This window comes from Actinokineospora inagensis DSM 44258 (assembly GCF_000482865.1).
Classification (GTDB): domain Bacteria; phylum Actinomycetota; class Actinomycetes; order Mycobacteriales; family Pseudonocardiaceae; genus Actinokineospora; species Actinokineospora inagensis.
In genome coordinates this window covers 1-24191 of record NZ_AXWW01000028.1, presented here as the reverse complement: position 1 = coordinate 24191, position 24191 = coordinate 1, and the positions used below count along the sequence as shown (strand labels likewise).

At 70.8% G+C, this 24191-nt stretch carries 25 protein-coding genes; 12 read left to right on the top strand and 13 right to left on the bottom strand.

Annotated features, from left to right (window positions below):
• Nucleotides 1-437 precede the first annotated feature (437 nt).
• Together H504_RS0112005 and moaA are read right to left on the bottom strand one after the other, a co-directional pair.
• Nucleotides 438-692: a MoaD/ThiS family protein gene (locus H504_RS0112005; protein WP_169735374.1), complete on the bottom strand. Its 255-nt coding sequence runs from the start codon at nt 690-692 to the stop codon at nt 438-440.
• Between the two features lie 5 nt (nt 693-697).
• Nucleotides 698-1756: a GTP 3',8-cyclase MoaA gene (gene moaA / locus H504_RS0112000; protein ID WP_026422960.1), complete on the bottom strand. Its 1059-nt coding sequence runs from the start codon at nt 1754-1756 to the stop codon at nt 698-700.
• Between the two features lie 124 nt (nt 1757-1880).
• Between moaA and H504_RS0111995 the strand changes: the two genes are divergently transcribed.
• The 3 genes from H504_RS0111995 (at nt 1881) to H504_RS0111985 (ending at nt 3969) form a co-directional block, all read left to right on the top strand.
• Nucleotides 1881-2276 (top strand): TOBE domain-containing protein, encoded by a 396-nt coding sequence (locus tag H504_RS0111995; protein ID WP_026422959.1) that lies wholly within the window; start codon nt 1881-1883, stop codon nt 2274-2276.
• Between the two features lie 9 nt (nt 2277-2285).
• Nucleotides 2286-3077 carry an HAD-IIA family hydrolase gene (locus H504_RS0111990; RefSeq protein ID WP_026422958.1) on the top strand — a complete coding sequence of 264 codons (792 nt, stop codon included), beginning with the start codon at nt 2286-2288 and terminating at the stop codon, nt 3075-3077.
• A gap of 97 nt (nt 3078-3174) precedes the next feature.
• Nucleotides 3175-3969, top strand: a complete 795-nt coding sequence (locus tag H504_RS0111985) for a metallophosphoesterase family protein (RefSeq protein WP_035304133.1) — start codon at nt 3175-3177, stop codon at nt 3967-3969.
• Between the two features lie 18 nt (nt 3970-3987).
• On the opposite strand, the gene H504_RS0111980 is transcribed toward H504_RS0111985, so the two are convergent.
• Together H504_RS0111980 and H504_RS0111975 are read right to left on the bottom strand one after the other, a co-directional pair.
• Complete coding sequence (locus tag H504_RS0111980; protein ID WP_281173615.1) at nt 3988-4614, bottom strand: HAD family hydrolase; 627 nt, start codon at nt 4612-4614, stop codon at nt 3988-3990.
• 9 nt (nt 4615-4623) lie between these two features.
• The gene (locus H504_RS0111975; RefSeq protein WP_026422955.1) at nt 4624-6237 is read right to left on the bottom strand and encodes an AMP-binding protein; all 1614 of its coding nucleotides are present in this window, start codon (nt 6235-6237) and stop codon (nt 4624-4626) included.
• Nucleotides 6238-6329: 92 nt separating this feature from the next.
• Between H504_RS0111975 and H504_RS0111970 the strand changes: the two genes are divergently transcribed.
• Complete coding sequence (locus H504_RS0111970) at nt 6330-6704, top strand: YccF domain-containing protein (RefSeq protein ID WP_026422954.1); 375 nt, start codon at nt 6330-6332, stop codon at nt 6702-6704.
• A gap of 579 nt (nt 6705-7283) precedes the next feature.
• On the opposite strand, the gene H504_RS0111965 is transcribed toward H504_RS0111970, so the two are convergent.
• Nucleotides 7284-7475, bottom strand: coding sequence for a hypothetical protein (locus tag H504_RS0111965; RefSeq protein ID WP_026422953.1), 192 nt, complete (start codon nt 7473-7475; stop codon nt 7284-7286).
• Between the two features lie 200 nt (nt 7476-7675).
• On the opposite strand from H504_RS0111965, the gene H504_RS0111960 reads away from it, so the two are divergent.
• Nucleotides 7676-8062: a cold-shock protein gene (locus tag H504_RS0111960; protein ID WP_026422952.1), complete on the top strand. Its 387-nt coding sequence runs from the start codon at nt 7676-7678 to the stop codon at nt 8060-8062.
• A gap of 81 nt (nt 8063-8143) precedes the next feature.
• Here the strand turns inward: H504_RS0111960 and H504_RS34660 are convergent, their stop codons facing one another.
• The 3 genes from H504_RS34660 to H504_RS0111945 form a co-directional block, all read right to left on the bottom strand.
• Nucleotides 8144-8605 (bottom strand): DUF2771 family protein, encoded by a 462-nt coding sequence (locus tag H504_RS34660; protein ID WP_051385761.1) that lies wholly within the window; start codon nt 8603-8605, stop codon nt 8144-8146.
• A gap of 9 nt (nt 8606-8614) precedes the next feature.
• Nucleotides 8615-10534 carry an MFS transporter gene (locus H504_RS34655; protein ID WP_084467589.1) on the bottom strand — a complete coding sequence of 640 codons (1920 nt, stop codon included), beginning with the start codon at nt 10532-10534 and terminating at the stop codon, nt 8615-8617.
• A gap of 70 nt (nt 10535-10604) precedes the next feature.
• Nucleotides 10605-11396, bottom strand: coding sequence for a glutaminyl-peptide cyclotransferase (locus H504_RS0111945; RefSeq protein ID WP_026422951.1), 792 nt, complete (start codon nt 11394-11396; stop codon nt 10605-10607).
• Between the two features lie 58 nt (nt 11397-11454).
• Here H504_RS0111945 and H504_RS34650 point away from each other — a divergent pair, with 58 nt between their 5' ends.
• Complete coding sequence (locus H504_RS34650; protein ID WP_084467588.1) at nt 11455-12306, top strand: DUF3027 domain-containing protein; 852 nt, start codon at nt 11455-11457, stop codon at nt 12304-12306.
• Nucleotides 12303-15230: a sacsin N-terminal ATP-binding-like domain-containing protein gene (locus H504_RS0111935; protein WP_026422950.1), complete on the top strand. Its 2928-nt coding sequence runs from the start codon at nt 12303-12305 to the stop codon at nt 15228-15230. The genes H504_RS34650 and H504_RS0111935 overlap by 4 nt, the downstream gene beginning before the upstream one ends.
• On the opposite strand, the gene H504_RS0111930 is transcribed toward H504_RS0111935, so the two are convergent.
• Complete coding sequence (locus H504_RS0111930) at nt 15227-15484, bottom strand: DUF2530 domain-containing protein (RefSeq protein WP_084467587.1); 258 nt, start codon at nt 15482-15484, stop codon at nt 15227-15229. The two genes, H504_RS0111935 and H504_RS0111930, sit on opposite strands and share 4 nt — an antisense overlap.
• Before the next feature lie 121 nt (nt 15485-15605).
• Between H504_RS0111930 and H504_RS0111925 the strand changes: the two genes are divergently transcribed.
• A complete protein-coding gene (locus tag H504_RS0111925) occupies nt 15606-17069 on the top strand; it encodes an FAD-dependent monooxygenase (RefSeq protein ID WP_026422948.1) in 1464 nt (487 codons plus the stop codon).
• Nucleotides 17070-17457: 388 nt separating this feature from the next.
• On the opposite strand, the gene H504_RS38615 is transcribed toward H504_RS0111925, so the two are convergent.
• Nucleotides 17458-17961 (bottom strand): GNAT family N-acetyltransferase, encoded by a 504-nt coding sequence (locus tag H504_RS38615; RefSeq protein ID WP_051385760.1) that lies wholly within the window; start codon nt 17959-17961, stop codon nt 17458-17460.
• A gap of 78 nt (nt 17962-18039) precedes the next feature.
• On the opposite strand from H504_RS38615, the gene H504_RS0111915 reads away from it, so the two are divergent.
• The gene (locus H504_RS0111915; RefSeq protein ID WP_026422947.1) at nt 18040-18474 is read left to right on the top strand and encodes a MarR family winged helix-turn-helix transcriptional regulator; all 435 of its coding nucleotides are present in this window, start codon (nt 18040-18042) and stop codon (nt 18472-18474) included.
• 129 nt (nt 18475-18603) lie between these two features.
• Entirely contained in the window at nt 18604-19890 is a 1287-nt protein-coding gene (locus H504_RS34640; protein WP_051385765.1) for an MFS transporter, read from the top strand.
• Nucleotides 19891-20045: 155 nt separating this feature from the next.
• On the opposite strand, the gene H504_RS0111905 is transcribed toward H504_RS34640, so the two are convergent.
• Nucleotides 20046-20681, bottom strand: a complete 636-nt coding sequence (locus tag H504_RS0111905; RefSeq protein WP_026422946.1) for a superoxide dismutase — start codon at nt 20679-20681, stop codon at nt 20046-20048.
• Between the two features lie 70 nt (nt 20682-20751).
• Nucleotides 20752-22245 (bottom strand): glutamate-cysteine ligase family protein, encoded by a 1494-nt coding sequence (locus H504_RS0111900; RefSeq protein WP_026422945.1) that lies wholly within the window; start codon nt 22243-22245, stop codon nt 20752-20754.
• Nucleotides 22246-22423: 178 nt separating this feature from the next.
• Here H504_RS0111900 and H504_RS0111895 point away from each other — a divergent pair, with 178 nt between their 5' ends.
• On the top strand, nt 22424-23254 hold the full coding sequence (locus tag H504_RS0111895) for a TrmH family RNA methyltransferase (RefSeq protein WP_035304129.1): 831 nt from the start codon (nt 22424-22426) through the stop codon (nt 23252-23254).
• Nucleotides 23232-23795 (top strand): DUF2537 domain-containing protein, encoded by a 564-nt coding sequence (locus H504_RS0111890; RefSeq protein WP_026422943.1) that lies wholly within the window; start codon nt 23232-23234, stop codon nt 23793-23795. Before H504_RS0111895 ends, H504_RS0111890 begins: the two co-directional genes overlap by 23 nt.
• An 83-nt stretch (nt 23796-23878) precedes the next feature.
• Here the strand turns inward: H504_RS0111890 and H504_RS0111885 are convergent.
• Nucleotides 23879-24191 (bottom strand): transposase family protein (locus tag H504_RS0111885; RefSeq protein ID WP_026422942.1); only part of this gene is annotated, 313 nt, incomplete at its 5' end.

Sequence of the window (24191 nt, the reverse complement as noted above, 5' to 3'; positions counted from 1 at the left end):
CCTGCGCCTGGTGCGCTCTGGGCGGGCCTCGTGGGCCCGGCCGGTTCGCCTAGGAATCCGGCCACCACGCCTCGCGGCGGATTTTCACCGCTTTCCACTCGTCGTGGTCCCTCGCCCCTGTCCGGGAGTTCGCTTTCGCTCGGGGTTGGTTCCCGAGAGCCCGCCGGACAGGGTTTGGCGGTGCGAACTCCCGGGTCGTGCCGACTGGTCGGGGCCAGCCGGAAGCGACGGTACGTAACCGCGAGTGGAATCGAAAACTCCAAGGAGCGTGACCGTCATCACAGTAACGCCGCGCAACCTTCTGCGATCCCCACGTTCGCGCAGGTCAGGCCAGTCAACTTGGGCGTTACCCGGCCGTGTCCGGGCCGAGATATTTAACCGTCGGTGAGGTCTGGCTCACGTCGAATTCTGCCGCTGGGCCATCCGGGAATGGTGATTCAGCCGCCCGCGAACGGTGGCAGCACATCGAGCGCGGCACCGTCGAGCGGTCGAATTGCGAAATTCCGGACCGCGATCCCGTCGAGCAGGAAGCTCGCCGCGCTCAAGACGCGAGTGAGGGCTTCTCCATGAAGATGCTCGATTGTCGTAAGAACGTCGCGAACGGTCCCGGCCTCCGGCAGGTCCACCTTCTCTTCGTGCACGCCCGCGGCCGCGCGCGCGCCCGCGAAATACCGCACCGTCACCAGACCCACCAGGGTCACCCCCCGATCGCGCTCATCGGCCGCAGCGGCTGCGCGAACCCGGCCTCGTTGATGGTGTGCCCGGCGAGCTTGGCCCACATCGCCGCCCGCCACAGCTCGGCGATCTCCCCGTCGTCCGCGCCCGCCCGCAGCGGCCCGCGCAGGTCGGTCTCGGTCTGGCTGAACAGGCACGACCGCAGTTGCCCGTCGGCGGTCAGCCGGGTGCGGTCGCAGTCGCCGCAGAACGGCCGGGTGACCGACGCGATCACCCCCACCTCCGCCGGTCCACCGTCCACCAGCCAGCGCTCGGCCGGGGCCGCGCCGCGCGGGGTCGGGCTGGGGGTGAGGTCGAAAGCCTTGCGCAGTTGGGAAAGTATCTCCGCCGCGGTGACCATGTCCGCCCGGTTCCAGCCGTGCTGCGCGTCCAACGGCATCTGCTCGATGAACCTGAGGTGGTAGCCGTTGTCGAGGCAGTACCGCAGCAGCGGCACGGCCTCGTCGTCGTTGCGGCCCCGCACCAGGACGGCGTTGACCTTCACCGGGTTCAGGCCGGCGTCGCGCGCGGCGGCCAGACCGGCCAGCACGTCCTCAAGCCGGTCGCGGCGGGTCAACTCGCTGAACCTGTCGCGCCGCAACGTGTCCAGCGAGACGTTGATCCGGTCCACACCGGCATCGGCCAGCGCTGCCGCCCGCCGCGCCAGCCCGATCGCGTTGGTGGTCATGGAAATCCGCGGTCGCGGTGCCAACGCCGCGGTATCGGCGATGATCTGCTCGATGCCCTTGCGCAGGGTCGGTTCACCGCCGGTGAACCGGACACTGGTGACCCCCAGCTCCCGCACCGCCACCCGAAGTACCGCGCCGATCTCCGCGTCGGACAACATCTCCGCGCGCGGCATCCAGTCCAACCCGGCCGCGGGCATGCAGTACGTGCACCGCAGGTTGCACCGATCCGTCAGCGAGACGCGCAGATCGGTCGCGACCCGGCCGAACCGGTCGAGCAGGAGCGGGGAATCCGGGCGGTCCGCGCTGGGAGCCGTGACCCGGAGCCTGGGGATGCCGAGGTCGACCGCGCTCACCGGGCCCAGCGTAGTCCCCGAACCGAACCCCGTGGCCGGTTCCCGCCCGGATACCCGGTGATCTCGGCGCGATCGTGACCGTGCGTGCCGACAAGGTCGCACCTGCGGGGATACTGTCTGGGCCATGCCGTATTTCAGGGTCGCCGAGGCCGCCCGGCTGCTCGGCGTGAGCGACGACACGGTCCGCCGCTGGGTCGACCACGGCCACCTGGCCGCCGAGGTCGACGGCGCGGGCCGCAAGGTCGTCGACGGTGCCGCGCTGGCCCGGTTCGCCCGCGACCAGGCCACCGAGGTGCCCGATCCGAGCGGGGTCGGCCGCTCCGCCCGCAACCGGTTCGTCGGCCTGGTCACCGCGATCGTCGCCGACCAGGTCATGGCCCAGGTCGAGCTGCAGTGCGGCCCGCACCGGGTGGTCTCGCTGATGAGCACCGAGGCCGTCCGCGAGCTCGGCCTGGTCCCGGGCACCCTCGCGGTCGCCTTGGTCAAGGCGACCCAGGTCATCGTGGAGACCCCTGGGTAGCCTCACGCCATGACCGGGCGGTGGACGTACCTGATGGACATGGACGGGGTCCTGGTGCACGAGGAGCACCTGATCCCCGGCGCGGACGAGCTGATCGCGGAGCTGACCACGACCGGCACCCCGTTCCTGGTCCTGACCAACAACTCCATCTACACCCCGCGCGACCTGCGCGCCCGGCTGCTGCGCACCGGCCTCGACGTGCCGGAGCCGGCCATCTGGACCTCCGCGCTGGCCACCGCCAGGTTCCTGGACAGCCAGCGCCCCGGCGGGTCCGCGTTCGTCATCGGCGAGGCCGGGCTGACCACGGCGCTGCACGAGATCGGCTACGTGCTCACCGACCGCGACCCGGACTACGTGGTCCTCGGCGAGACCCGCACGTACAGCTTCACCGCCATCACCCGGGCCATCCGGCTGGTCGAGGAGGGCGCCCGGTTCATCGCCACCAACCCGGACGCCACCGGCCCCAGCCGTGAGGGCTCGCTGCCCGCCACCGGGGCGGTGGCCGCGCTGATCGAGCGGGCCACCGGCCGCGCCCCCTACTACGTCGGCAAACCCAACCCGCTGATGATGCGCTCGGCGCTGCGGCGGCTCGGCGCGCACTCGGAGAGCACCCTGATGATCGGCGACCGGATGGACACCGACGTGCGCAGCGGACTGGAGGCGGGCCTGAACACCATCCTGGTGCTCTCCGGGATCTCCGGGGAGCGCACCGCCGAGCTGTTCCCGTACCGACCGACCAGGGTCATCGGCTCGGTCGCCGACCTGGTCGGCCGCACCGCCGACCCGTTCCCCGAGGCGTAACCCGGACGAGGGGGTCACGATGAGCCGCCGTGGGATGAACCGGCGTGGTCGCGCGATCACTGCGCGTCGCCGCCGCCGCTCGCCTATCGTCGTCGCTGTGGAGCAAGACCCCCGGTCGACCTACGTGGTCGGTGACATCCACGGTCACCGCGCGGAGCTGCTCGACGCCCTGCGCGCCGTGGGTCTGGCCGACGAGGACGGGGCCTGGGCGGGCGGCACCGACCACCTGTGGTTCCTCGGCGACTTCGTCGACCGCGGCCCGGACGGCATCGGCGTCATCGACCTGGTCCGCACCCTCGCCGCGGGCGCGGAGGCGGCGGGCGGCCGGGTCGAGACGCTGCTCGGCAACCACGAGATCCTGCTGCTCGGCATGCACCGCTTCGGCGAGGAGGAGGTGCCCTCCGACTACGGCCAGCGCAGCTTCGCCCGCAGTTGGGCGATGAACGGCGGCATCGCCACCGACCAGGAGTCGCTGACCGACGCCCACGTCGAGTGGCTCACCTCCCGCCCGGTCGTCGCCCTGGTCGGCGACCACCTGCTGATGCACTCCGACACGACCGAGTACCTCGGCTGGGGCACCGACATCGACGCCATCAACGCCGGTGTCCAGACCGTCCTGCGCTCCGACGACCTGGTCGAGTGGTGGGAGGTGTGGCGGCGGATGACCACCCGGTACGCCTTCCGCGGCCCGGAGGGGGAACAGGTCGCCGACCTGCTGCTGTCCACTTTGGGCGGTAGCCAGGTGGTGCACGGGCACAGCGTCATCGCCGACCAGATCGGCGTCCTGCCAACCCAGATCGAAGGCCCGCACAGCTACGCCAACGGCAAGGCCCTGGGCATCGACGCGGGCCTGTTCGTCGGCGGCCCCTGCCTGATCGTCAACATCGACTAGACGTGCTCGGGTCGGCGTTCACCCGAGGTGGGACTGCAGCCAGGCAGGGAACTCGGTGAGGCTGCCCAACACCACATCCGCGCCCGCGGCCAGCAGTCGCGCCTCGTCGTACGGGCCGGTGGTGACGCCGACGGCGGTCGCGCCCGCCACCCGGGCGCCCGCCACCCGGGCGCCCGCCATGTCGCCGCCGTGGTCGCCGACGAAGACCGTGGCGCCGTGGTCGAGCAGGGTTTCGCCCTTGGCGGCCGACCAGCGCTCACCGACCAGGACGTCCACCTCCCAGCCCAGCGCGACCAGGTGCTTGGCGGCGTTGGGGCCGTACTTCCCGGTGATGACCAGGGTCCGGCCGCCCACCGCGCGCACCGCCGCGAGCGCGTCGGCCGCCCCGGGCAACGCGATCGTCGACGGGATGACGATCTCCGGGTAGAGCGCGCGGAACCGGTCGACCAGGCCGGGGATGCGTTCCTCCGGGGCCTCGAACCCGCGCAGCACCATGTCCAACGGCGGGCCCAGGTTGGCGGCGAAGTGCGCGCCGTCCAGCGTGAGACCGGACTCCGCCGCCAGCGCGTCCATCGCCGCCGCCATCCCCGGCCGCGGATCGATCAACGTCATGTCCAGGTCGAACCCGACCGCCAAGCCAGCCACGGCACCAAGTTACCCGTGCTGTCGGGCGCGACCGAGCAGTCGGGCCGACACCTCGCGCATCTCGACCTTGCGAACCTTGCCGGTCACCGTCATCGGGAACTCGTCGACCACGTGCACATAACGGGGGATCTTGTAGTGCGCGAGCTTGCCGTCGCAGAACGCGCGGACGCTGTCGACATCAAGGGGCGCAACACCTTCACGCATCCGCACCCACGCCATCAACTCCTCGCCGTAGCGCTCGTCGGGCACACCGATCACTTGCGCGTCAAGGATGTCGGGGTGTGTGTAGAGGAACTCCTCGACCTCGCGCGGGTAGATGTTCTCGCCGCCGCGGATGACCACGTCCTTGATACGACCGGTGATGGTGAGGTAACCGTCGTCGGTCATGACCGCGAGATCCCCCGTGTGCATCCACCGCGCGCTGTCGATGGCCTCCGCTGTCTTGTCCGGCTCGTCCCAGTAGCCCAGCATCACCGAGTAGCCCCGCGTGCAGAACTCGCCCGGAGTGCCCCTGGGGACGGTTAAACCGGTGTCGGGGTCGATGACTTTGACCTCGAGGTGCGGGTGCACCCTGCCGACGGTCGACACCCTCAGGTCCAGCGCGTCGTCGGCGCGGGTCTGCGTGGAGACCGGGGACGTCTCGGTCATGCCGTAGCAGATGGTCACCCCCGCCATCCCGAACCGGTCGATGACCTGCTTCATGACCTCAACCGGACACGGCGAGCCCGCCATGATGCCGGTCCGCAGCGTCCCCAGGTCCAGCTCGGCCACCTCGGGCAAGGCCAACATCGCGATGAACATCGTCGGCACCCCGTAGAGCGAGGTGCATTTCTCCTCGGCAACAGCCGTGAGCGTCGCTTTCGGATCGAAACCCGGAGCGGGGATCACCAGACAAGCGCCGTGCGAGGTGCCTGCCAGATTTCCCATGACCATTCCGAAGCAATGGTAGAAAGGAACCGGAACGCAGATGCGGTCTTGTTCGGTATACCCGCACAGCTCGCCGACGAAATAGCCGTTGTTGAGGATGTTGTGGTGCGACAGCGTGGCGCCCTTGGGAAAACCGGTCGTCCCCGAGGTGTACTGGATGTTGATCGGGTCGTCCGGCGACAGCGGGATCTCCGGCAGCTCCCCGGTTCCCGCCCTGAGCGCGTCCCACGACTCGGTACCGATGAGCACGACGTCCAACAGCGCCAGGCACCGCGGCCGGACCTCTTCGATCATCGCCGCGTAGTCCGACGTCTTGAACGCGGGTGCCGCGACGAGCGTCCGCACACCGGACTGGTTGAGCACATAGCCGAGTTCGTGCACCCGGTAAGCCGGATTGATGTTGACCAGGATCGCCCCGATTTTCGCGGTCGCGTACTGGGTCAACACCCATTCCGCGCAGTTCGGCGCCCAAATCCCCACCCGGTCACCCTTGACCACCCCGAGCCGGGTGAGCCCCAACGCGACCGAGTTCACCTCCGCCACCAGTTCCCGGTACGTCCACCGCCTGCCCGTAGCGCTCTCGACAAGGGCATCCCGATCCGGGAACGCGGCCGCGGTCCGATCAAGGTTGCCGCCGATGGTGTCCCCGAGCAGCGGTACGGCGGAAACCCCGGACGTGTAACTCGGCAACGGCATGACAACCCCTCACTGTGGCTCGGGTCACCATCCTGCAACCGTCTGCCCCGATCCCTCCACCCCCGTGGCCGGGTTGGGCCAAACTGGACACCGTGCGCCTGCTGCTGAACCTCGTCTGGCTCGTCCTCTGCGGCCTCTGGATGGCGATCGGCTACCTGATCGCGGGCATCATCTGCTGCGCCCTCGTGATCACCATCCCGTTCGGCCTGGCGTCGTTCCGCATCGCCAACTACGCCCTCTGGCCCTTCGGCCGCACCATCGAACCCCGCCGCGACGCGGGCGCCGCCTCCGCCATCGGCAACCTCATCTGGATCATCTTCGCGGGCTGGTGGCTCGCCATCGGCCACCTCGTCACCGGCGTCCTGCTCTGCCTCACCATCATCGGCATCCCCCTCGGCATCGCGAACTTCAAGCTGATCCCGGTGTCCCTGGTCCCCCTGGGCTCCCGCATCGTCCCGGCCCCCTGACCGCTCACCGCCCGGCCGCACTCCTGGTTGTTGACCGCCGCGTCGAGTGCGTTCTTTTGTCTGCCGCTGTGCGCCTTTGCCGGTTGTCAGTCCCGCCTGCCCGTGTGAGGCTCGGCTCTCGGGCGCTTGTGCCCATTTCCGGCGTGCGTCTTCGACGCCGGCCCTTTTGCTTGCCGTGTGGGTTCTGATCGCTGCCTTGCCAACTCGACCCCTGGCCAACGACTACGCCGTCCGCTGTGCCGCCCGCCTCTGCCTTCACCAGCGCGCCGCGCCACCTCACCAGCGCGCGCCACCCCCACAACTGCCTGCGCCGCAGGCCACTCCACCCCATAGGCCATCCCAGCCCGTCACCCGAGCCGACCTCCCCCGCGACCCCCATCACCTCATTCGGCTGAAGTCCCCACCCAGCCCACCCCACACCCCGCCCGACCTGCGCGCCAAGTTATCCACAATCCCCCCACCCATCCCCAGTCCAGCCGCCCCCCTGTTCCGCACCGCCAGAACCGGTAGACTGGCACCGGGGACGCCCCCCGGGAAGGGTGGGGGCCGGGCTGCGCCCGGAGGGGGTGGCGTAAGGGGTTAGCGGCGGCGGATGGTGTGGAGGAGGGCGACGGCGAAGCCGGTGGGGAAGGCCATGGTGATGGGCCAGAGCCAGGGGGCGTGCAGGTTGAACGCGGCCAGCACGAAGATGGCGGCGACGGCGGTGAGGCCCACCGCGAACAGCAGGAATGCCAGGCGCAGGGTGGGGGACGGGTGGGTTTGGGCGGGCATGGGAACAGGATAGGCGTCCCGTGCGTTTCGCCCTCAGCGAAGAGGCGGAGGTAACGCGGGGGCGGGGCGGAGGCGACCTAACCGCAGGTGCCTGGTTTGGCTTAGGCTGAGGGGACGCGTCCCGGGTACCCCTGGGGCGCGTTCGTCTTGCGCGGACGTGTTGCGCGGGGCGACTGGACGAATGAGGGAACGGTGGGATTGTGCCGACCGGCAAGGTCAAGTGGTACGACTCGGCGAAGGGCTTCGGGTTCGTCACGCAGGACGGGGGCGAGGACGTCTACGTGCGCGCGTCGGCGCTGCCCGCGGGGGTGGCCGGGCTGAAGGCGGGCCAGCGGATCGAGTTCGGTGTCGCCGACGGGCGTCGCGGGCCGCAGGCGCTGTCGGTGCGGTTGGTGGACGCCCCGCCGTCGGTGGTCGAGGCGCGGCGCAGGCCTGCCGAGGAGTTGCACGGGCTGGTCGAGGACATGATCAAGATGCTGGAGTCCACCGTCCAGCCCGACCTGCAGCGCGGCCGCTACCCGGACCGCAAGGTGACCAAGCGCATCGCCGAGGTCGTGCGGGCGGTGGCCAGGGAGCTCGACCCGTAGGTCGACGCGGGTAGGCGGATCGTCGAGGTGACCCGTGCGGGCATGACCGGCCGCACGGGTCACTGCTCGTGTGGCCAGTGGTCAGGACCGCAGTTCGGTGCTCAGCGCCCAGATGCCGGAGTCGACGAGTTTGCTGCCGTCGATGACCTCGGTCTTGCGGACCTCGACGTAGATGAGGCGGTCGGTGGGGGCGGGCAGTTTCAGCGTGTAGGTGAGCTGCCCGCTGCTGGGGAAGATCGCCCGGCTGCTGGCCACCTGCTGTTGCCCGTTGGCGTCCACGTAGGAGAACACGACCCCCCACGGGGTGCTGGCGACCTTCTCGGACACCGAGATCTGCACCGGCTGCCCGAGCCGGGTCTTGAGGTTGGCGACCGCGTCGGGGTCTTCGAGGCAGGTGGGTTTGCCGATCTCGCACAGCAGGCGCGGGGAGACGGCGGCGCTGTTGCCGTCGGTGTAGAAGGTCACCTCGGGGGGTGGCGGTGCCGAGCACCCGGCCACGGCGACTGCGGCACCCGCGAGTGTGACGGTCAGGGCTTTGCGCACGCCGCGACCCTACGTGTCGTCGCGCATGGGGCGTGGTGCGGGGCGGAACCGGCGCAGGGCGGCGGCGACGCCGTCGACCGCGCGTTGCCCGCCGAAGCCGGGGATCAGGGTGCTGCCGCGGCGGGTGAGCACGGTTTGCGCGAACCCGACGGCGAGCAGCACCGTGACGACGAGGAAACCGACCCACCAGATCGGCGGGAGCAGCACGCCGACCGCGCCGCCGAGGACCCAGCCGAGCTGCAGGACCGTCTCCGACCGGCCGAACGCGGACGCCCGCGATTCCTCCGGCAGGTCGTCCTGGATGACGGCGTCGAGGCTGTTCTTGGCCAGGGCGCTCGCGACCGAGCCGACCAAGCCCACCATGGTCGCCGCGAAGATGCCCGCGGTAAGAGTGGCCACGATCGTTGACGCCAACGCCGCGATCACGCAGCCCAGCACCACCTGCTCGTGATTACCTATGTGGACACGCGCGCCGACGGCGTTGCCCGCGAAGCTGCCCAGGCCCGCCGCGCCCGCGATGAGCCCCAGCAGCAACAACTGCTGGACCGGCGCGGCCTCGTTCTGCGCGCGCACGGCGAACGCGGCGAACATCATCAGGAACCCGGTGAGTACCCGGATCGTGCCGTTGCCCCACAGCGAGACGACGACGTGCCGACCCATCGGTTGCCGCCGCGTCGTCGGCAGCGGCATCCGGGCGCTGATCGACGCGGGCACCTCGCCCTCGGTGACCTCCACCCACGCCGGGATGCGCAGCGCCTGCACCGCCCCGACGACGCTGATCACCACCGTGAACCACAGCGCGCCCGGGGAGTCGAAGATGTTCGCGAACAGCGCCGCGACCGCGCCCCCGCCCGCGCCCGCGGCGAGCCCGAACACGGTCAACCGGGCGTTGGTCTTGGCCAGGGTGATCTCCGGCGGCAGGACTCTCGGCGTGATCGCCGCCTTCAGCACGGTGAACGACTTGGACAGCACCATCTTCCCCAGCGCCGCCGGGTAGAGCATCCAGTCGTTGAAGTGGATCGCCATGATCACGCACATCAGCGCCTGACCGGCCGACGCCGCGCACATGGCGAGCCTGCGGCCGCGCTGCAACCGGTCCAGCATCGGCCCGATGACCGGCGCCAGCAGCGCGAACGGGGCCACCGTGATCAGCAGGTAGAGCGCCACCTTGCCCTTGCTCTCGCCGCTGGCCGCGGAGAAGAACAGCGTGTTCGCCAGCGCCACCGCCATCGCCGCGTCACCGGCGTAGTTGAGCATCGTGGCGTAGGTGAGCGAGGTCAGGCCGGACTTGTCGGCACCGTCGGCGTTCGCGGCCCTACGGAACGCGGTCATCGCCTGCGCGGTCAACTGCTTGCCGCGGATGGCGGCGACCCGGGTCACGGTCAGCTTCTTCGGGTACCCGGCGGGCGGGCCGTCCCGACGCGCCAGTTCCGTCGCGGGTTCCGCACCGGGGTCACGGCGGTGCTCGTCCCGGTCGTACCCGCGATCGTCCCGGTAGTCCCGGTCGTCGCCATGATCACGGGGATCTCGGGGTTCACGGTGATCTCGCGGATCGCGGTAATTCCGGTCGTCGCGGCGATCACCGTGGTCGGGGTCGTCGCGCCGGTAGTCGCGCGAGTCGCGGTAGGCGGGGTGGTCGCGGAACGGGCGGTCGGGCTCGCGGCGGCCGTAGCGGTCGGGGTCGCGGTCGCCGTAGGTCTCGTACCGGGGTTCCTCGGGCTGCTCCAGCGGCCGGGTGCGCGGCGGCTGGGCCAGCGGGTCGCGCCGGTGCGGGGCGTGCGGGGGCAGCGGCGGGTTCTGCCGGGGGATGCCCCCGGTGGGGGGCTCCTGCTCGCGCCAGCTCGGTTGCCGGACATCGGTCCAGCCCCGCTTCGCCTTCCGGCCCGAGCGGCGGCCGGACGGTGGCTGATCAGCGGGGTTGCGAATCACGAGTCCATCCTGCCGTATGGCGGCCTGTTCTGGGGGTGGTTGACCGGGCCAGGTGGACAGTCTCGGCCGGTTAGCCCGCGGTCGCGAACCGGACTCGGAACAACTTGGGCCACAACTTGCCGGTCACGAGGAACTCATCGGTCCCGGGGACCGCGGCGATACCGTTGAGCACGTCCGCGTTGGCGCGGTCGGCCTCCGGCAACAGCCCGGTCAGGTCGACGACGGCGGTCACCGCGCCCGACCCGGGGTCGATCCGGACGATCCGGTCGGTCTGCCACACGTTCGCGTAGACCGCGCCGCCGACGCATTCGAGCTCGTTGAGCATGGTCATCGGGCCGTTCGCGTCGTGCACGTGGACCTCGCCGGTCGCCGCGAACGTCCGCGGGTCGCGGAAGGTGAGCTTGTCGGTGCCGTCGCTCATCACGAGGCGCTTGTCGTCGTGGCAGAGGCCCCAGCCCTCACCCTGGTAGGCGACCCGGCGGCGTTCGGCGAGGGTGTTCCGGTCGCGCTCGATGGCCACACCCTCCTGCCAGGTGATCTGCCAGATCCGATCACCCACCACGGTGATGCCCTCGCCGAACAGATCACTCGACAGGGTTACCCGCTGCCGGACCGCCCCGGTCGCCGGGTCGGTGGCCCGCACCTCCGAGTGGCCGCGCAGCCCGGTGCCCTCGTAGAGGACGCCGTCGGCGATCTCCAGGCCCTGGGTGAAAGCGTCCCGGTCGTGCGGGATCTCGGCGAGCACGGTCGGCCTGAGCCGGACCACGTCCTGGCCGGTCGGCGCGGGTGGCGCCTGCCCGCCCGCGCACCCCGCGGCCAGGCAGGTGACGGCGGCGACGACGGCGGTCAGGCGGGCGAGCACCCCGCAAGCGTGACACGGCTGTATCACCCGCTTCGGGCGTGGGGCACAATCACCGGTGATGACCTCGACCCCAGCACCAGAAGCCGTGACCGACCCCGCGTTGATCGCCGCGGTCGAGTTCGCGCGCGCCGCCGCGCGCGACCAGGCCGGGGCCGAGGTCGGCGCGCACGTCGAGGTGCGGGCCGAGGACTCGGCGTCGGCGACGCACCTGTTCGACGCGGACAAGCCCGGCTACCGCGGTTGGCGGTGGGCGGTGACCGTCGCCAGCGCCGGACCGGACGACACCGTGACCGTCAGCGAGGTCGCGCTGCTGCCCGGCCCGGACGCCCTGGTCGCCCCGGCGTGGGTGCCCTGGCAGGACCGGGTCCGCGCGGGTGACCTCGGCGTCGGCGACCTGCTGCCGACCGCCCCGGACGACCCGCGCCTGGTGCCCGGCTACGCCCAGTCCGACGACCCCGCGGTCGAGGAGCTGGCCGTGGAGGTCGGGCTCGGCCGGATCCGGGTGCTGTCCCGGTTCGGTCGCCTCGACGCCGCCGACCGGTGGCAGCTCGGCGAGTTCGGCCCCAACGCGGACATGGCCCGCGGCGCCCCCGCGTCCTGTGGCACGTGCGGGTTCTATCTGCCGGTAGCAGGCTCGTTGGGGGCTGCTTTCGGTGTGTGTGGCAATGAGATCGCGCCCGCGGACGGTCGCGCCGTCCACGCCGCGTACGGCTGCGGCGCGCACTCCGAGGCCGATGTCGAGCAGGTGTCGCCGGTCTTGGTGGCCGACCTCATCTACGACGACGCCCAGTTGGACGTCGAGAGCAACGAACTGAGCGCTGAGTCGGTCGAGCAGGCCGTCGACGCGCTGGTCCAGAGCGAGGTGGCAGGCGAGCCGTCCGGCCAGCCCGAGTCCGACCCGGCCGAGTGAGCGCCGCCGACCCGTTCGGCACCGCCGCGCTGCGTGCGGCCGTGCTCAGCGCCTGGACGACCTCGCCGACCCGGTTCCGCGAGGACGCCAACGCCGAGGAAGACCTCTACCTCGGCGGATACCGGGACCGGCTGCTGGTCGAGTTGGCGCAGAACGCCGCCGACGCCGCCGAGGGCACCGGCACGCTCCGGGTGTCCCTTGTGGACGGTGAGCTGCGCGCCGCCAACACCGGTCGCCCGCTCGACGCCGACGGGGTCGCCGCGCTCGCGTCCTTACGGGCGTCGGCCAAGAGCCCGGCGCAGGGGGTGGGTCAGTTCGGCGTGGGTTTCGCCGCCGTGCTCGCCGTCACAGACGCTCCGACAGTCTTGTCCGCGAACGGCGGTGTTGCGTTCTCCGCTGAAGACACCCGTGCCGCCATCGCCGATCACCCCGACCTCGCCGCCAAGGCCGCCGAACGCGGTGGGCGTGTACCGGTCCTGCGCATGGTGTGGCCTACCGAGACCGAGGTCCCCGTCGGGTTCGCGACCGAGGTACGGCTACCGCTGCGCGGCGACGTCAACGGTAAGAGGCTGCTGGCCGATTTCGCCGCTCAAGCCGCCGACCTCCTCCTCGCCCTCCCCGGTCTTGACCGGATCGAGATCGGCGACCAGGCGTGGTGGCGGGTCGAGAACGGCGCCCGAGTCGAGGTCCACGGTCCGGACGGCGTCGTGTCCTGGCTGGTGCACCGCGTCCACGGCACCCTCGCCGACGACCTGGTGGCGAACCTGGGGGTCGAGGCCCGCGAACGTCGCGAGTGGACGGTCTGCTGGGCCGCTCGGGTCGACGCCGACGGGCTCCCGCTGCCCCTCGGCGACGACGTCCTGCACGCCCCCACCCCCACCGACGAGCGGCTTTCGCTGCCCGCCCGGCTCGTCGCGACGCTGCCCATCGAACCGACCCGGCGCCGCCTGCACTCCGGCCCCGCCGCCGAGGCCGTCCTCGCCGCCGCCGCGGCCGCCTACCCCGAACTGGTCCGGCTGATCCCGGCCGAGCACCGCACCGCGCTGGTCCCGCTCGTCGGCTTCCCGCTGTCCGAGGTCGACGACCGGCTGCGCGACCTGCTCGTGTCGGCCCTGCGCCAGGCCACCTGGCTGCCCGCCGCCGACGGCGACGACCTCGCCCCCGCCCGCGCCGAGGTCCTCGCCGTCGAGGCCGACGGGCTCGCCGACCTGCTCGCCGAGATCGTCCCGGACCTCGCCGCCGGGTGGCTGTCCGCCCAGCGGCACGCGGGTGCGCTCACCGCTCTCGACGTCCGCGGTCTCGGCCTGTCCGAGGTGGTCGAGATGATCACCGGCCGGGCTCGCCCGCCGGAGTGGTGGCACCGGCTCTACACCGCGCTCGCCCCCGTCGTGGACACCGACGGCACCGCCCGGATGGAACTCGGCGGCCTCCCGGTCCCGCTCGCCGACGGCCGCACCCTGCCCGGTCCGCGCGGTGTGGTCCTCGTCGAGGACGCCGAACTGCTGGAACTGCTCTCGCACGCCGAGGTCGGCGTCCTGCACGTCGTGCACGCCGAGGCCGCGCACCCCGTCCTGGAACGGCTCGGCGCGCACCGCGGCGGCCCGGTCGACCTGCTCGACGCGGGCGGCCTGCAGGACGCCGTGGAACGCAGCCTGGACGACGTCGAGTCCGGAGTGGACATCACCGGCCTGGTCTCGGTGGTGCTCCGCCTGGTCCGCGACGCCGGCGTGCGCACCGGCGAGCGGCCCTGGCTGGGCGCCTTGGCCCTCAAGGACTCCGTGGGCGACTGGCGGCGCGCGGACGAACTCGCGCTGCCCGGGTCACCGCTGCTGGACGTCCTCGACGAGGACGCCCCGATCGGCGCGTTGTCCCCCGAGGTCGCCGCCGAATGGCCCGACCACGTCCTCTCCGCCGTCGGCGTGCTCGACGCGTTCGCCCTGGTCGCCGACGAGGCCCCGACCGGCCCGGACCACGGCCTCGCCGACGAGGCCGAGTGGTGGGACGCCCAGCCGGAGCCGCCCGCCCGGGTCCTCGCCGTCCGCGACCTCGACCTGGTCACCGACGACGCGTGGCCGCGCGCGCTCGCCCTGCTCGCCGCCGAACCGGACACCTGGCGGGCGCTGCTGGAACCGGACGGCTACACCGGCTGGTGGATCGCCCGCAACGCCGTCATCGCCGGTGCCGCCCCCGCCGACTGGCGCCTGCCCGACGCCGACGACCTCGCGGGCCTCTACGACGTCGTGCCCGACGTCGGCGTCGATCCCCGGGTCCTCGCCGCCATCGGGGTGCGCACCGGCCTGCGGGTCGACAACGCCGACGACGCGGAAGACCTGCTGCTGCGCTTGGGCGACCCGGACCGCGGCTTGCACCCGGGCGCTGTCCTGCGCACCCACGCCGCGCTCGCCGAGGCCGTCGCCGACGAGCTGTTCGACCCCACCGAGGTCCGCCTCCCCGAGACCACCCGCACCCTCGCGGGCACCGTCGCCGCCGACTGCGCCGTCCTCGACGCGCCCTGGCTGCTGACCGTGCTGAGCGAGGACCAAGTCATCGCCGCGGGCCCCGACTTCGCGCTGGCCGAACCGCTCGCCGAACTGCTCGACCTGCCACTGGCCACCGAGGAGACCGGCGGCGAGATCGTCTCCGCCGCCGACCCGGTGCCCTGGTCGGACCTGGGCGCCGTCGCCGCGGCCTGCGAGCTCCTCGACGTCCCCATCCCGGCGGGCAGCCTGCTCGTGCACGACAAACTGGTGGTCCGCACCCCCACCGGCGACCACAACGTCCCCTGGTGGGTCCTCGACGGGGTCGTGCACTGCGAGGACACCCCCGAGGCGCTGGCCCGCGCGCTGGCCTGGACCACCGACTGCTGGCCCGACCGGCACACCTTCACCGCCCTGATCGAGGAACCAGCGCATTATGTGACTTAATCCACGCGCTGCGCTGCCTTCGACCCGCGCCGCCCGGCGTTGCGCTGCCACACCATGATCAGCGCGCCGATGACGCCCAGTCCGCCGCCCGCCAACGCCGTCCACGTCCAGATCGCCGGAACACCAGCGACGGCCAGGACCACGCCGACCACGAACCAGGCGGCGGTTCCGGTGTAGACGATCGGCCCCATCGCCAACAGCCGCGGCGGGAGCGGCGGGGGTGGGCGCAACGCTGGTTCAGTCGGACCGGACATGGGGCCAGGCTATCCCACGCCGCCATTGTCAACGTATAGCGCACCGGGGGGCTTGCGGCAAGACCCCGGTCGTACCGCAGAATCCACGCCCGTGGTCGACATTCGAGGAATTGGGGGCGGAATGGACGCGGACGTCGTCGTGGCTGGCGCAGGGCCGACCGGATTGATGCTGGCAGCCGAATTGCGTTTGGCGGGCGTGCACGTGCTCGTTCTGGAACGGCAGCCCGCGGTGTGGGCGGTCCCGAAAGCCAACGGCATCGCGGGTCAAATCCTGGAACTCTTGCGCTACCGGGGTTTGCTGGACCGAATTGAAGCGGAGGGCGGCGCCACCCATCCGGCGCCCCGGTACCCGTTCGGTGATGTCCACGTCGACTTCTCGTCCCTGGCGGACCCACCGCTGCGCGGTGTGACAATTCCGCAACCGCGCCTGGAGACACTGCTCGACGAACACGCGCGCGAACTCGGCGCCGAGATCCGACGCGGACACGAGGTGGTCGGGTTCGTGCAGGATGACGCCGGGGTCACCGTGGACGTCGGCACGTACCAGGTCACCGCTCGCTACCTCGTCGGCTGTGACGGCGGCCGCAGCCGAATCAGGGAACTCGCCGGAATCACGTTCCCCGGCACCACGTATCCGGAGGTCAACCGACTCGGCCAATTCGCCTACGACGTCGAGGTTCCCGGTCTGACCAGCGGCACTTTCACCCGTACGGACACTGGTCTTTTCGGTTTCGGCCACCTCGCCCCCGGCGTCACGCTGATCTCCACCGCCGAAGACGAACCCACCGAATACGACGACACCCCGATGACCCTCACCGAGTTCCAGCACAGCATCCGCCGCGTCCTCGGCACCGAAATCCCGCTGAAAGATCCCATCCGGCTGTCCCGCTACCAATCCCAGTCCCGCCAAGCCCCGAGCTACCGCGCGGGCCGCGTCTTCCTCGCTGGCGACGCCGCCCACCAATTCCCCACCACCGGCATCGGCCTCAACGCCGGAATGCTCGACGCGGCGAACCTCGCCTGGAAACTCGCCGCCACCGTCCACGGCTGGGCCCCGACCGACCTCCTGGACACCTACCACGGCGAACGCCACCACGCCGGTACCCGCGCCATGCTGCACAGCCAGGCCCAGGTCGCCCTCCGCCGCACCCACGACGCCGCAGGCCAGGCGCTGCGCACCCTCTTCCTCGAACTCCTCACCGACCCCCAACCCCTCCACCGCCTCGGCGCCATCATGGCGGGCACCGACCTCCGCCACCCAACCGACGACAACCACCCCCTGACCGGCACCTTCGCCCCCGATCTCCCCCTGCACACCGCCACCGGCCCCACGACGGTCGCCACCCTCATGCGCCCGGCCGGGCCCGTGCTCCTCGACCTCGCGGACACCCCTGCCCTCCGCGCCATGGCCCACCCCTGGCGCGACCGAGTCGACATCCACACCGCCACCACGCCCGTACCCCCCGCCCCAGCCCTCCTCCTCCGCCCCGACGCCCACATCGCCTGGACCGCCTCCCCGACCGCCCCGCCCCTGCAGCACGCACTTCACACCTGGTTCGGCCCACCACTCGACGCCACGCGTTGACGTTGTTCCGCGCGAGGACCGCTTGCCTGCGGCTTCACCGAGCCAATGCCGGCACCGAGTCAACGCCCCGGCACGAGCGCTTTCATCCACAACGGACTCACTCATCCACAGGCAGCCGGCTGGTCCTCTTGACAAGCCGCAGTTCGCGATACGGTCAGGAATGGGGCCCCGTGGCCCCGGGTGGGAGGGGTCCGGCTTGGCCAAGGGCGGTGCTGAAGTCAAGGTTGGTGCCGCGAGTTTTCATTCGCTGTGATGGAGTCGCTGTGTCGGCGTTTCGAGTTTGTCGCTGATTTCGCTGCTGGGTCGGCGGTGTTCCTGGCAAGGCGTCGGAACGGCCTCGTGGGCGTACTTGGGCGTTTCGGCGAGCAGCCAGGTGCGGGCGTGGTTGCTAGAGGTCGAGGGTGTAGCGGAGTTCGCGTAGGGGTGGGGTTTCGCGGTCGTCGTCGAGGGTTTCGCCGGTGGGGGTCCAGCCGTGGTGGGTGTAGAAGGTGGTGGCGCGGGTGTTGCCTTCGGCGACCCACAGGTAGGCGTTGGTGTGGCCGAGTAGGCGGAGTTCGTCGAGGCAGCGGGTGAGCAGGGCGGTGCCCGCGCCGGTGCGCCAGTGGTCGGGGTGCACGTTGACCATGCGGACCTCGCCCGCGCCCGGGGGTGCCGGGTGGCGGGGTGGTCCGGCGGTGGCGATGCCGACGATGGTGCCGTCGTGGTCGGCGACGAAGGTCCTGGCCTCGGACGGGGATGTGACGATCGTCTCCCACCGTCGGGCGAAGGCGCGTTCGGAGAGGTTCGCCAACCGGTCGTCGCCCATGATGCCGCGGTAGCCGACGCGCCAGGCGGCGACGTGGACGCGGGCCATGCCGGAGCCGTCCCCGGGGCGGGCGCGGCGAACCTGCATAGATCAACTTTACCGCGTCGTGTGATGTCGGCGTGAGTTCGTGGCCCGCCGACATATTAGTGAGGTATGCTAACCATTGTGTCCGAGTCCGCTGAGCGCGCGCTGACCAGCCGGTTGCGGCTGGCGGTGGTGCGGCTCAACCGGCGGCTGCGGGCGCAGCGGACCAACTCGTCGGTCACCCTGACCCAGATCTCGGCGCTGTCCTGCCTGCACAAGTGCGGGCCGTTGACGCCGGGCGAGTTGGCCGCCAAGGAAGGGGTCCAGCCGCCGTCGATGACGCGGGTCATCGCGGCGCTGGAGGAACTGGGGTACGCGAGCCGGAGCCCGCACCCGAGCGACGGCAGGCAGGCCATCGTCGCGTTGACCGACGACGGCCGGGCCTACATCGAGGCGGACATCTCCGCCAGGGAGGCGTGGCTGGACAAGCGGTTGGCGGAGCTGGACGACGAGGACAGGGCGGTCCTCGCCCGCGCCGCCGACATCATCGACAGGATGGCGGGGAACCAGAACTAGATGCCGACACACGCGGGTGGTACCCGAGAGCAGACCCAACTCACTCCCTCGACACCCCCGCGGCGACGGCACAGCCCTGCCCCGGTGTCGAGCGCCGAACCGAAGTCCACTGTGGACCCGAAGCCGGGCATGTTCTCCTCGCTGAAGGTCCGCAACTACCGGCTGTTCGCGACCGGCCAGGTCGTGTCCAACGTGGGCACCTGGATGCAGCGCATCGCGCAGGACTGGCTGGTGCTCGTCCTGTCCCACAACAACCCGGTGGCGCTGGGGATCGCCGCCGCGCTGCAGTTCCTGCCCACGCTGCTGTTCTCGCTGTGGGCCGGTGTCCTGGCCGACCGGCTGGACAAGCGCAAGCTGCTGGTGGCGGTGCAGGCGGGCCTGGCCTGCTGCGCGCTGGTGCTCGGGCTGCTCGACGTGACCGGGGTCGTGCAGGTGTGGCACGTGTACGTGCTGTGCTTCGTGCTCGGCACGTTCTCCGCGGTCGAGGTCCCGGTGCGGCAGTCCTTCGTGGCCGAGATCGTCGGCCGGGCCCAGGTGGCCAACGCGGTCGCGCTGAACTCGACCAGCTTCAACCTGGCCCGCATCGTCGGCCCGGCCATCGCGGGCGTGATGATCACCCTGGTCGGGACCGGTTGGCTGTTCCTCGGCAACGCCCTGTTCACCGTCGCGGTGATCGCGGGCCTGCTGCTGATGGACCCGGCCAAGCTCATCCTCGGCCCGAAGGTCCCGCGCGCCAAGGGGCAACTGCTGGAGGGGCTGCGTTATGTCTGGGGGCGCAAGGACATCCTGACCGTCATGGTGCTGGTGTTCTTCGTCAGCACCTTCGGCATGACCTTCTTCGTGACCCTGGCCGTCGTCGCCGCCAACGTGTTCGGGCGGAACGCCGACGGGTACGGCCTGCTGTCCACGACCCTGGCGATCGGCACGCTGGCCGGGGCGCTGTGGGCGGTGCGGCGCAGTTCGCGGGGCAAGCCGCGGACCCGGTTGCTGCTCGGCTCGGCGCTGGCGTTCGGCCTGCTCGAGGTGCTGGTCGGGTTCATGCCGACGTACGCGTCGTTCGCGGTCGCGCTGATCCCGGTCGGCCTGTGCCTGATGACCTTCATGACCACGGCGAACTCCACCGTCCAACTCTCCGTCGCCCCGGAGATGCGCGGCCGGGTGATGGGCCTCTACATGCTGGTCTTCGTCGGCGGCAACCCGCTGGGCGCCCCGATGGTCGGCTGGATGGCCGACGAGTGGGGCGGCCGGTCCCCGTTCGTCGTCGGCGGTGCCATCGCCGCGCTGACCGCGGTCGTCAGCGGTCTGGTCCTGTTCCGCCGCGGCGGCATCCAGCGGCCGGTCACCGGCTGGGGCCGGTTGTTGCTGCGCCGCCCCGGGTACGCGCGCGGCGGCCCGAAGTCCCCTCTTGCCTCGTGACAGAGGTTAGGCTAACCTAACTCTCAACCGCTTCGTGGTGGGAGCGGCAGTCAGTTCGGGAACAGCGAGACCCCCGCACCAAGCGTCCGGTGCGGGGGTCTCGCGCATCCGGCGGGAGCTTGTCGGAGCATCCTGCCGGGTGTTCGCGGGGCCGGTCAGGCCGTCGGAGCCGGGGGTCGCAACCCGTTGACCCCGGCGCGCGCCGCGTCGAACCGCGCGGCCACGTCGGCCCAGTTCACGATGTTCCAGAGCCGGTCGATGTAGTCGGTCTTCACGTTCTTGTACTGCAGGTAGTACGCGTGCTCCCAAGTGTCGAACACCAGCAGCGGCGTGCTGGCGATCGACAGGTTCGAGTGGTGGTCCTTGAGCTGTTGGGTGATCAGCCGGGAGCCGAGCGGGTCCCACGCCAGCACGCCCCAGCCGGAGCCCTGGATGGTGCCGGAGACCGCGTTGAGCTGGGCGCGGAGCTTGTCGAACGAGCCGAAGTGCTCGTCGACGGCCGCCGCCAGCTCACCGGTCGGCTTGTCGCCGCCGTCCGGGCTCAGGTTCTCCCACCACTGGGTGTGCAGGGTGTGCCCGGCCAGGTTGAACGCCAGCGTGGTCTCCAGGCCGACGATCGAGCCGAAGTCGCCCTTGTCCCTGGCCTCCTCGATCTTGTCCAGGGTGTCGTTGGTGCCCTTGACGTAGGCCGCGTGGTGCTTGCCGTGGTGGAGTTCGTTGATGTCGCCGATGATCACCGGCTCGAGTTGCCCGTAGTCGTAGTCGAGTTCGGGCAGGACGTACTGAGCCACCTGCGCTCCTTGATGCCAGTCGGTACTACTTGCAACATACTGGCAGTAGCCCTGGTCGTGGGACCGGCCCTCACACCGGCCAGGTGTGAACCGGGTCACCGGCGTCGCTGAGTTCGATGTAGCGGCGGAGCATGCCGACGAGTGCGGCGTCCCGGTCGAGGCCGCGGGACTCCAGGGTGGCGACAGTCTCGCGTTGCCAGGTGGAGCCGGTTCGCCGGGCGACGCAGCGGGCCTCGATGACGCCGAGGTAGCGCTCGCGGGACTCGTCGGACACGCCGCAATCGCGCAGGCCCTCGTGTGCCATCGGCAGCAGGCGGCGCAGGACCAGTTCGTCCGGCGGGATCCAGCCGATGCCGGGCCAGTAGAGCTGGGCGTCGAAGGCGTGCCGGGCACCCGCGTGCAGGTTCTCCTCGGCGGCCTGGAAGGACATCTTGGTCCACAGTGGACGGTCTTCGGCGGTCAGCGCCCGCTGCGCGCCGTAGAAGAAGGCCGCGTTCGCGATCAGGTCGACCACAGTGGGACCGGCGGGCAGCACCCGGTTCTCCACCCGCAGGTGCGGGACGTCGTCGGCCACGTCGTACACCGGGCGGTTCCACCGCCAGATGGTGCCGTTGTGCAGCCGCAGCTCGGCCAGCCGCGGCGCGCGGCCGGAATCCAGGGCCTCGAACGGGTCCTCGTCGTCGACCTCCGGCAGCAACCCGGGGAAGTAGCGGACGTTCTCCTCGAACAGGTCGAAGATCGAGGTGATCCAGCGCTCGCCGAACCACACCCGCGGCCGCACCCCCTGGTTCTTCAGCTCCTGCGGGCGGGTGTCGGTCGCCTGCAGGAACAGCGGGATGCGGGTCTCGTGCCAGAGCGCCTTGCGCAGCAGGAACGGCGAGTTGGCCGCGATCGCCACCTGCACCCCGGCCAGGCACTGCGCGGCGTTCCAGTTGGCGGCGAACTTGTCCGGCGCCACCTGCAGGTGCAGTTGCGCCGACGTGCACGCCGCCTCGGCCACGATGGAGTCCTGCAGGCACCGCAACCGCTCCGCGCGCTGGCCGGGCAGCGGGACGCCCTCCATGTGCAGCAGCAGTTCCTCGCCGCGCAGCGCGAAGATCTGGTCGTTGAGCTGGCGGTAGCGCGGGTTCTGGGTGATCCACTTCACGTCGAAGTGCTCACCGCGCAAGGTGGGCAGCGCGCCGATCATCACCAGGGTGGCGCCCGCGTCCTGCGCCTTGTGCCCGGCGGTGGCCAACGAGTGCCGCAGTTCGGCTTCCAGGTCGGTGGACTGCTCGTCGCGCAGCGGCCGCGGCCGCACGTTGAGCTCCAGGTTGTGCTGCCCGAGTTCGGTCGTGTAGCACGGGTCGTCGATCTTCTCCAGGACCGTGCGGTTGAGCATGGCGGGCGCCAGCGCGTCGTCGACCAGGTTCAGTTCTATCTCCAGGCCCATTCTCGGGTGCTCGTCGGCGAAACCACCCTCGGCCAGCATGCGCTCCAGCGCGTCCAGGCACCGGCGCACCTTCTGGCGGTAGCGTTGCCGGTGTTCTCGGCTGAAAGCGTCGATGCGTACGTCCTGCCCCATGCCGCCCTCCCGTCTGGCCGGATTTCGCGTCCGGCACACGCGCGGGGAGCCAACGTTCGCACAGCCAACCCGGTCGGGCTAGCGCCCAAACTGGTGCAGTGCGTTATCGCTCCGTGACACAGAGCGAGCAGGGGGCGACCGGGCTACCCGTTCGCCGCAGGCGTGCGAGACTGCCCCCGTGGCGCAGGTGATCGAGGTGAGCGACCCGGCGGATCCACGGCTGGACGACTTCCGCGACCTGTCGACCGCCGACCGCCGTCCGGACCGCCCAGGCGGCCGTGGACTGGTCGTCGCGGAGGGTGTCGTGGTGGTGCGACGCCTCCTCGCCTCGCCGTACCCGGTGCGCGCCCTGCTCGGCGTCGCCCGCCGAATCGACTCGCTCGCCGAGGAAATCGCCGAATTGGACGTACCGGCGTACGTGGCCAGTGCGGAGGTCATGGCCGCCGTCGTCGGATTCCACCTGAATCGTGGTGTGCTGGCCACCGCCGATCGGGCACCCGCACCGGAACTGGCGTCGTTGACCGGGAAAGCCCGGACCCTGGCCGTCCTGGAAGGCGTCGGCGACCACGAGAACCTGGGCGCCCTGTTCCGCAACGCCGCCGCCCTCGGCGTCGACGGAGTGCTCCTCGGACCGGGCTGCAGCGACCCGCTCTACCGGCGCAGCGTCCGGGTCTCCATGGGGCACGTGCTCGCCATCCCGTTCACCGCAGTCGAACCCTGGCCGGACGGCCTGAAGTGGTTGCGCGACAGCGGCTTCCGCGTCCTCGCGCTCACCCCGGCTGCGGACGCGGTACCGCTGTCCGAGGCTGTCGGCGCGGACGAACGGGTGGCGGTGTTGTTGGGGTCAGAAGGCCCCGGCCTCACCCCCGAGGCCATCGCCGCCGCCGACACCGCGGTGTGCATCCCGATGTCCCGCGGCGTCGACTCGCTCAACGTGGCCACCGCCGCCGCGGTCGCCTTCTACGCGCTCGCCGAGAGGGGCACCGATGCGCCTGCGTGCCACCGCTGACCGCGCCGTCCTGGCGGATGACGATCTTGAGGTCGATCCGCACTCGCTCGCCTTGGGCGGTGATCTCGCCACCGCCCTGCACGAGTGGGCGAAGGTTGTGGCGGCCGTCCGCCGCAGCGAGGACGCCGCGGCGGTGGAGCTGGTCAACCGACGAGGGCACCAACTCGCCGAACGCGTCGCGAACGTCATGGGAACCTCGGTGCAGTACGAGGATCCGCTCACTGGAGAGGTGACCACCGTGCAGCCGACCGAGACCGTCGCGCCTGTTGTTCCAGACGAGCCCACGCCGTGGGGGGTGGGGCTGGTCGTGGCGGCGTTCACCGGCGCGCTGGTGCTGTTCGCCGTGGTGACATTGGCGGCGACGCTCTACGAGACGACACCGTTGTTGGCGGTGGCGTCGAATCTGGTGGTCAGTGCGGGGTTGCTGCCGTCGGTGTGGTTGGCGCGGAAGGTACCGACGTGGCGGTGGGTCGCGGTGGGGGTGGCGGGGGGGATCGCGTTGGGGTGGTTGATCTTGCCGTTTATTGTGTTTGGGGGGTGAGGGTTGTTGCTTGGCGGCTGTCGGTGGCGGGGTGGCGGGGTGGTGGGGACTGTCGGTGGGGCCGTTTAGGCTGTGAGGGTTATTCACGCTTGCCTGTAGAACTGTAGGCCGAGGACTGCGGAGATGGTGGTGGCGAAGGTGTCGATGGGGCGTCGGTAGTCGGTGTGGAGGATGCGCCAGGTTTTGAGGTTGGCGATGGCGTGTTCGACGATGACTCGCTTCTTGTTGTGGTGGTGGTTGAAGTCCTTCTCCCAGTCGAGCAGGTCGCGGTGTTTGGGTTTCCTGATCGGTGTCAGCATCCCGGTGCCGACATAGCCCTTGTCGCCCATCCAGGCGGTCACGTCACGGTCATCCAGCATTCCGGATTCTCTCAGGCAGTGCGAGTCGTGTCGGCTT

Bases quoted from the DNA above. Each gene is read 5' to 3' on its own strand.
- H504_RS38615 (WP_051385760.1), bottom strand. From the start codon at position 17,961: ATGCAGGTTCGCCGCGCCCGCCCCGGGGACGGCTCCGGCATGGCCCGC.
- H504_RS34650 (WP_084467588.1), top strand. From the start codon at position 11,455: ATGACCTCGACCCCAGCACCAGAAGCCGTGACCGACCCCGCGTTGATC.
- H504_RS0111900 (WP_026422945.1), bottom strand. From the start codon at position 22,245: ATGGGGCAGGACGTACGCATCGACGCTTTCAGCCGAGAACACCGGCAA.
- H504_RS0111930 (WP_084467587.1), bottom strand. From the start codon at position 15,484: ATGTCCGGTCCGACTGAACCAGCGTTGCGCCCACCCCCGCCGCTCCCG.
- H504_RS0111965 (WP_026422953.1), bottom strand. From the start codon at position 7,475: ATGCCCGCCCAAACCCACCCGTCCCCCACCCTGCGCCTGGCATTCCTG.
- H504_RS0111975 (WP_026422955.1), bottom strand. From the start codon at position 6,237: ATGCCGTTGCCGAGTTACACGTCCGGGGTTTCCGCCGTACCGCTGCTC.
- H504_RS34640 (WP_051385765.1), top strand. From the start codon at position 18,604: ATGTTCTCCTCGCTGAAGGTCCGCAACTACCGGCTGTTCGCGACCGGC.
- H504_RS0111890 (WP_026422943.1), top strand. From the start codon at position 23,232: ATGCGCCTGCGTGCCACCGCTGACCGCGCCGTCCTGGCGGATGACGAT.
- H504_RS0111995 (WP_026422959.1), top strand. From the start codon at position 1,881: ATGCCGTATTTCAGGGTCGCCGAGGCCGCCCGGCTGCTCGGCGTGAGC.
- H504_RS0111990 (WP_026422958.1), top strand. From the start codon at position 2,286: ATGACCGGGCGGTGGACGTACCTGATGGACATGGACGGGGTCCTGGTG.
- H504_RS0111925 (WP_026422948.1), top strand. From the start codon at position 15,606: ATGGACGCGGACGTCGTCGTGGCTGGCGCAGGGCCGACCGGATTGATG.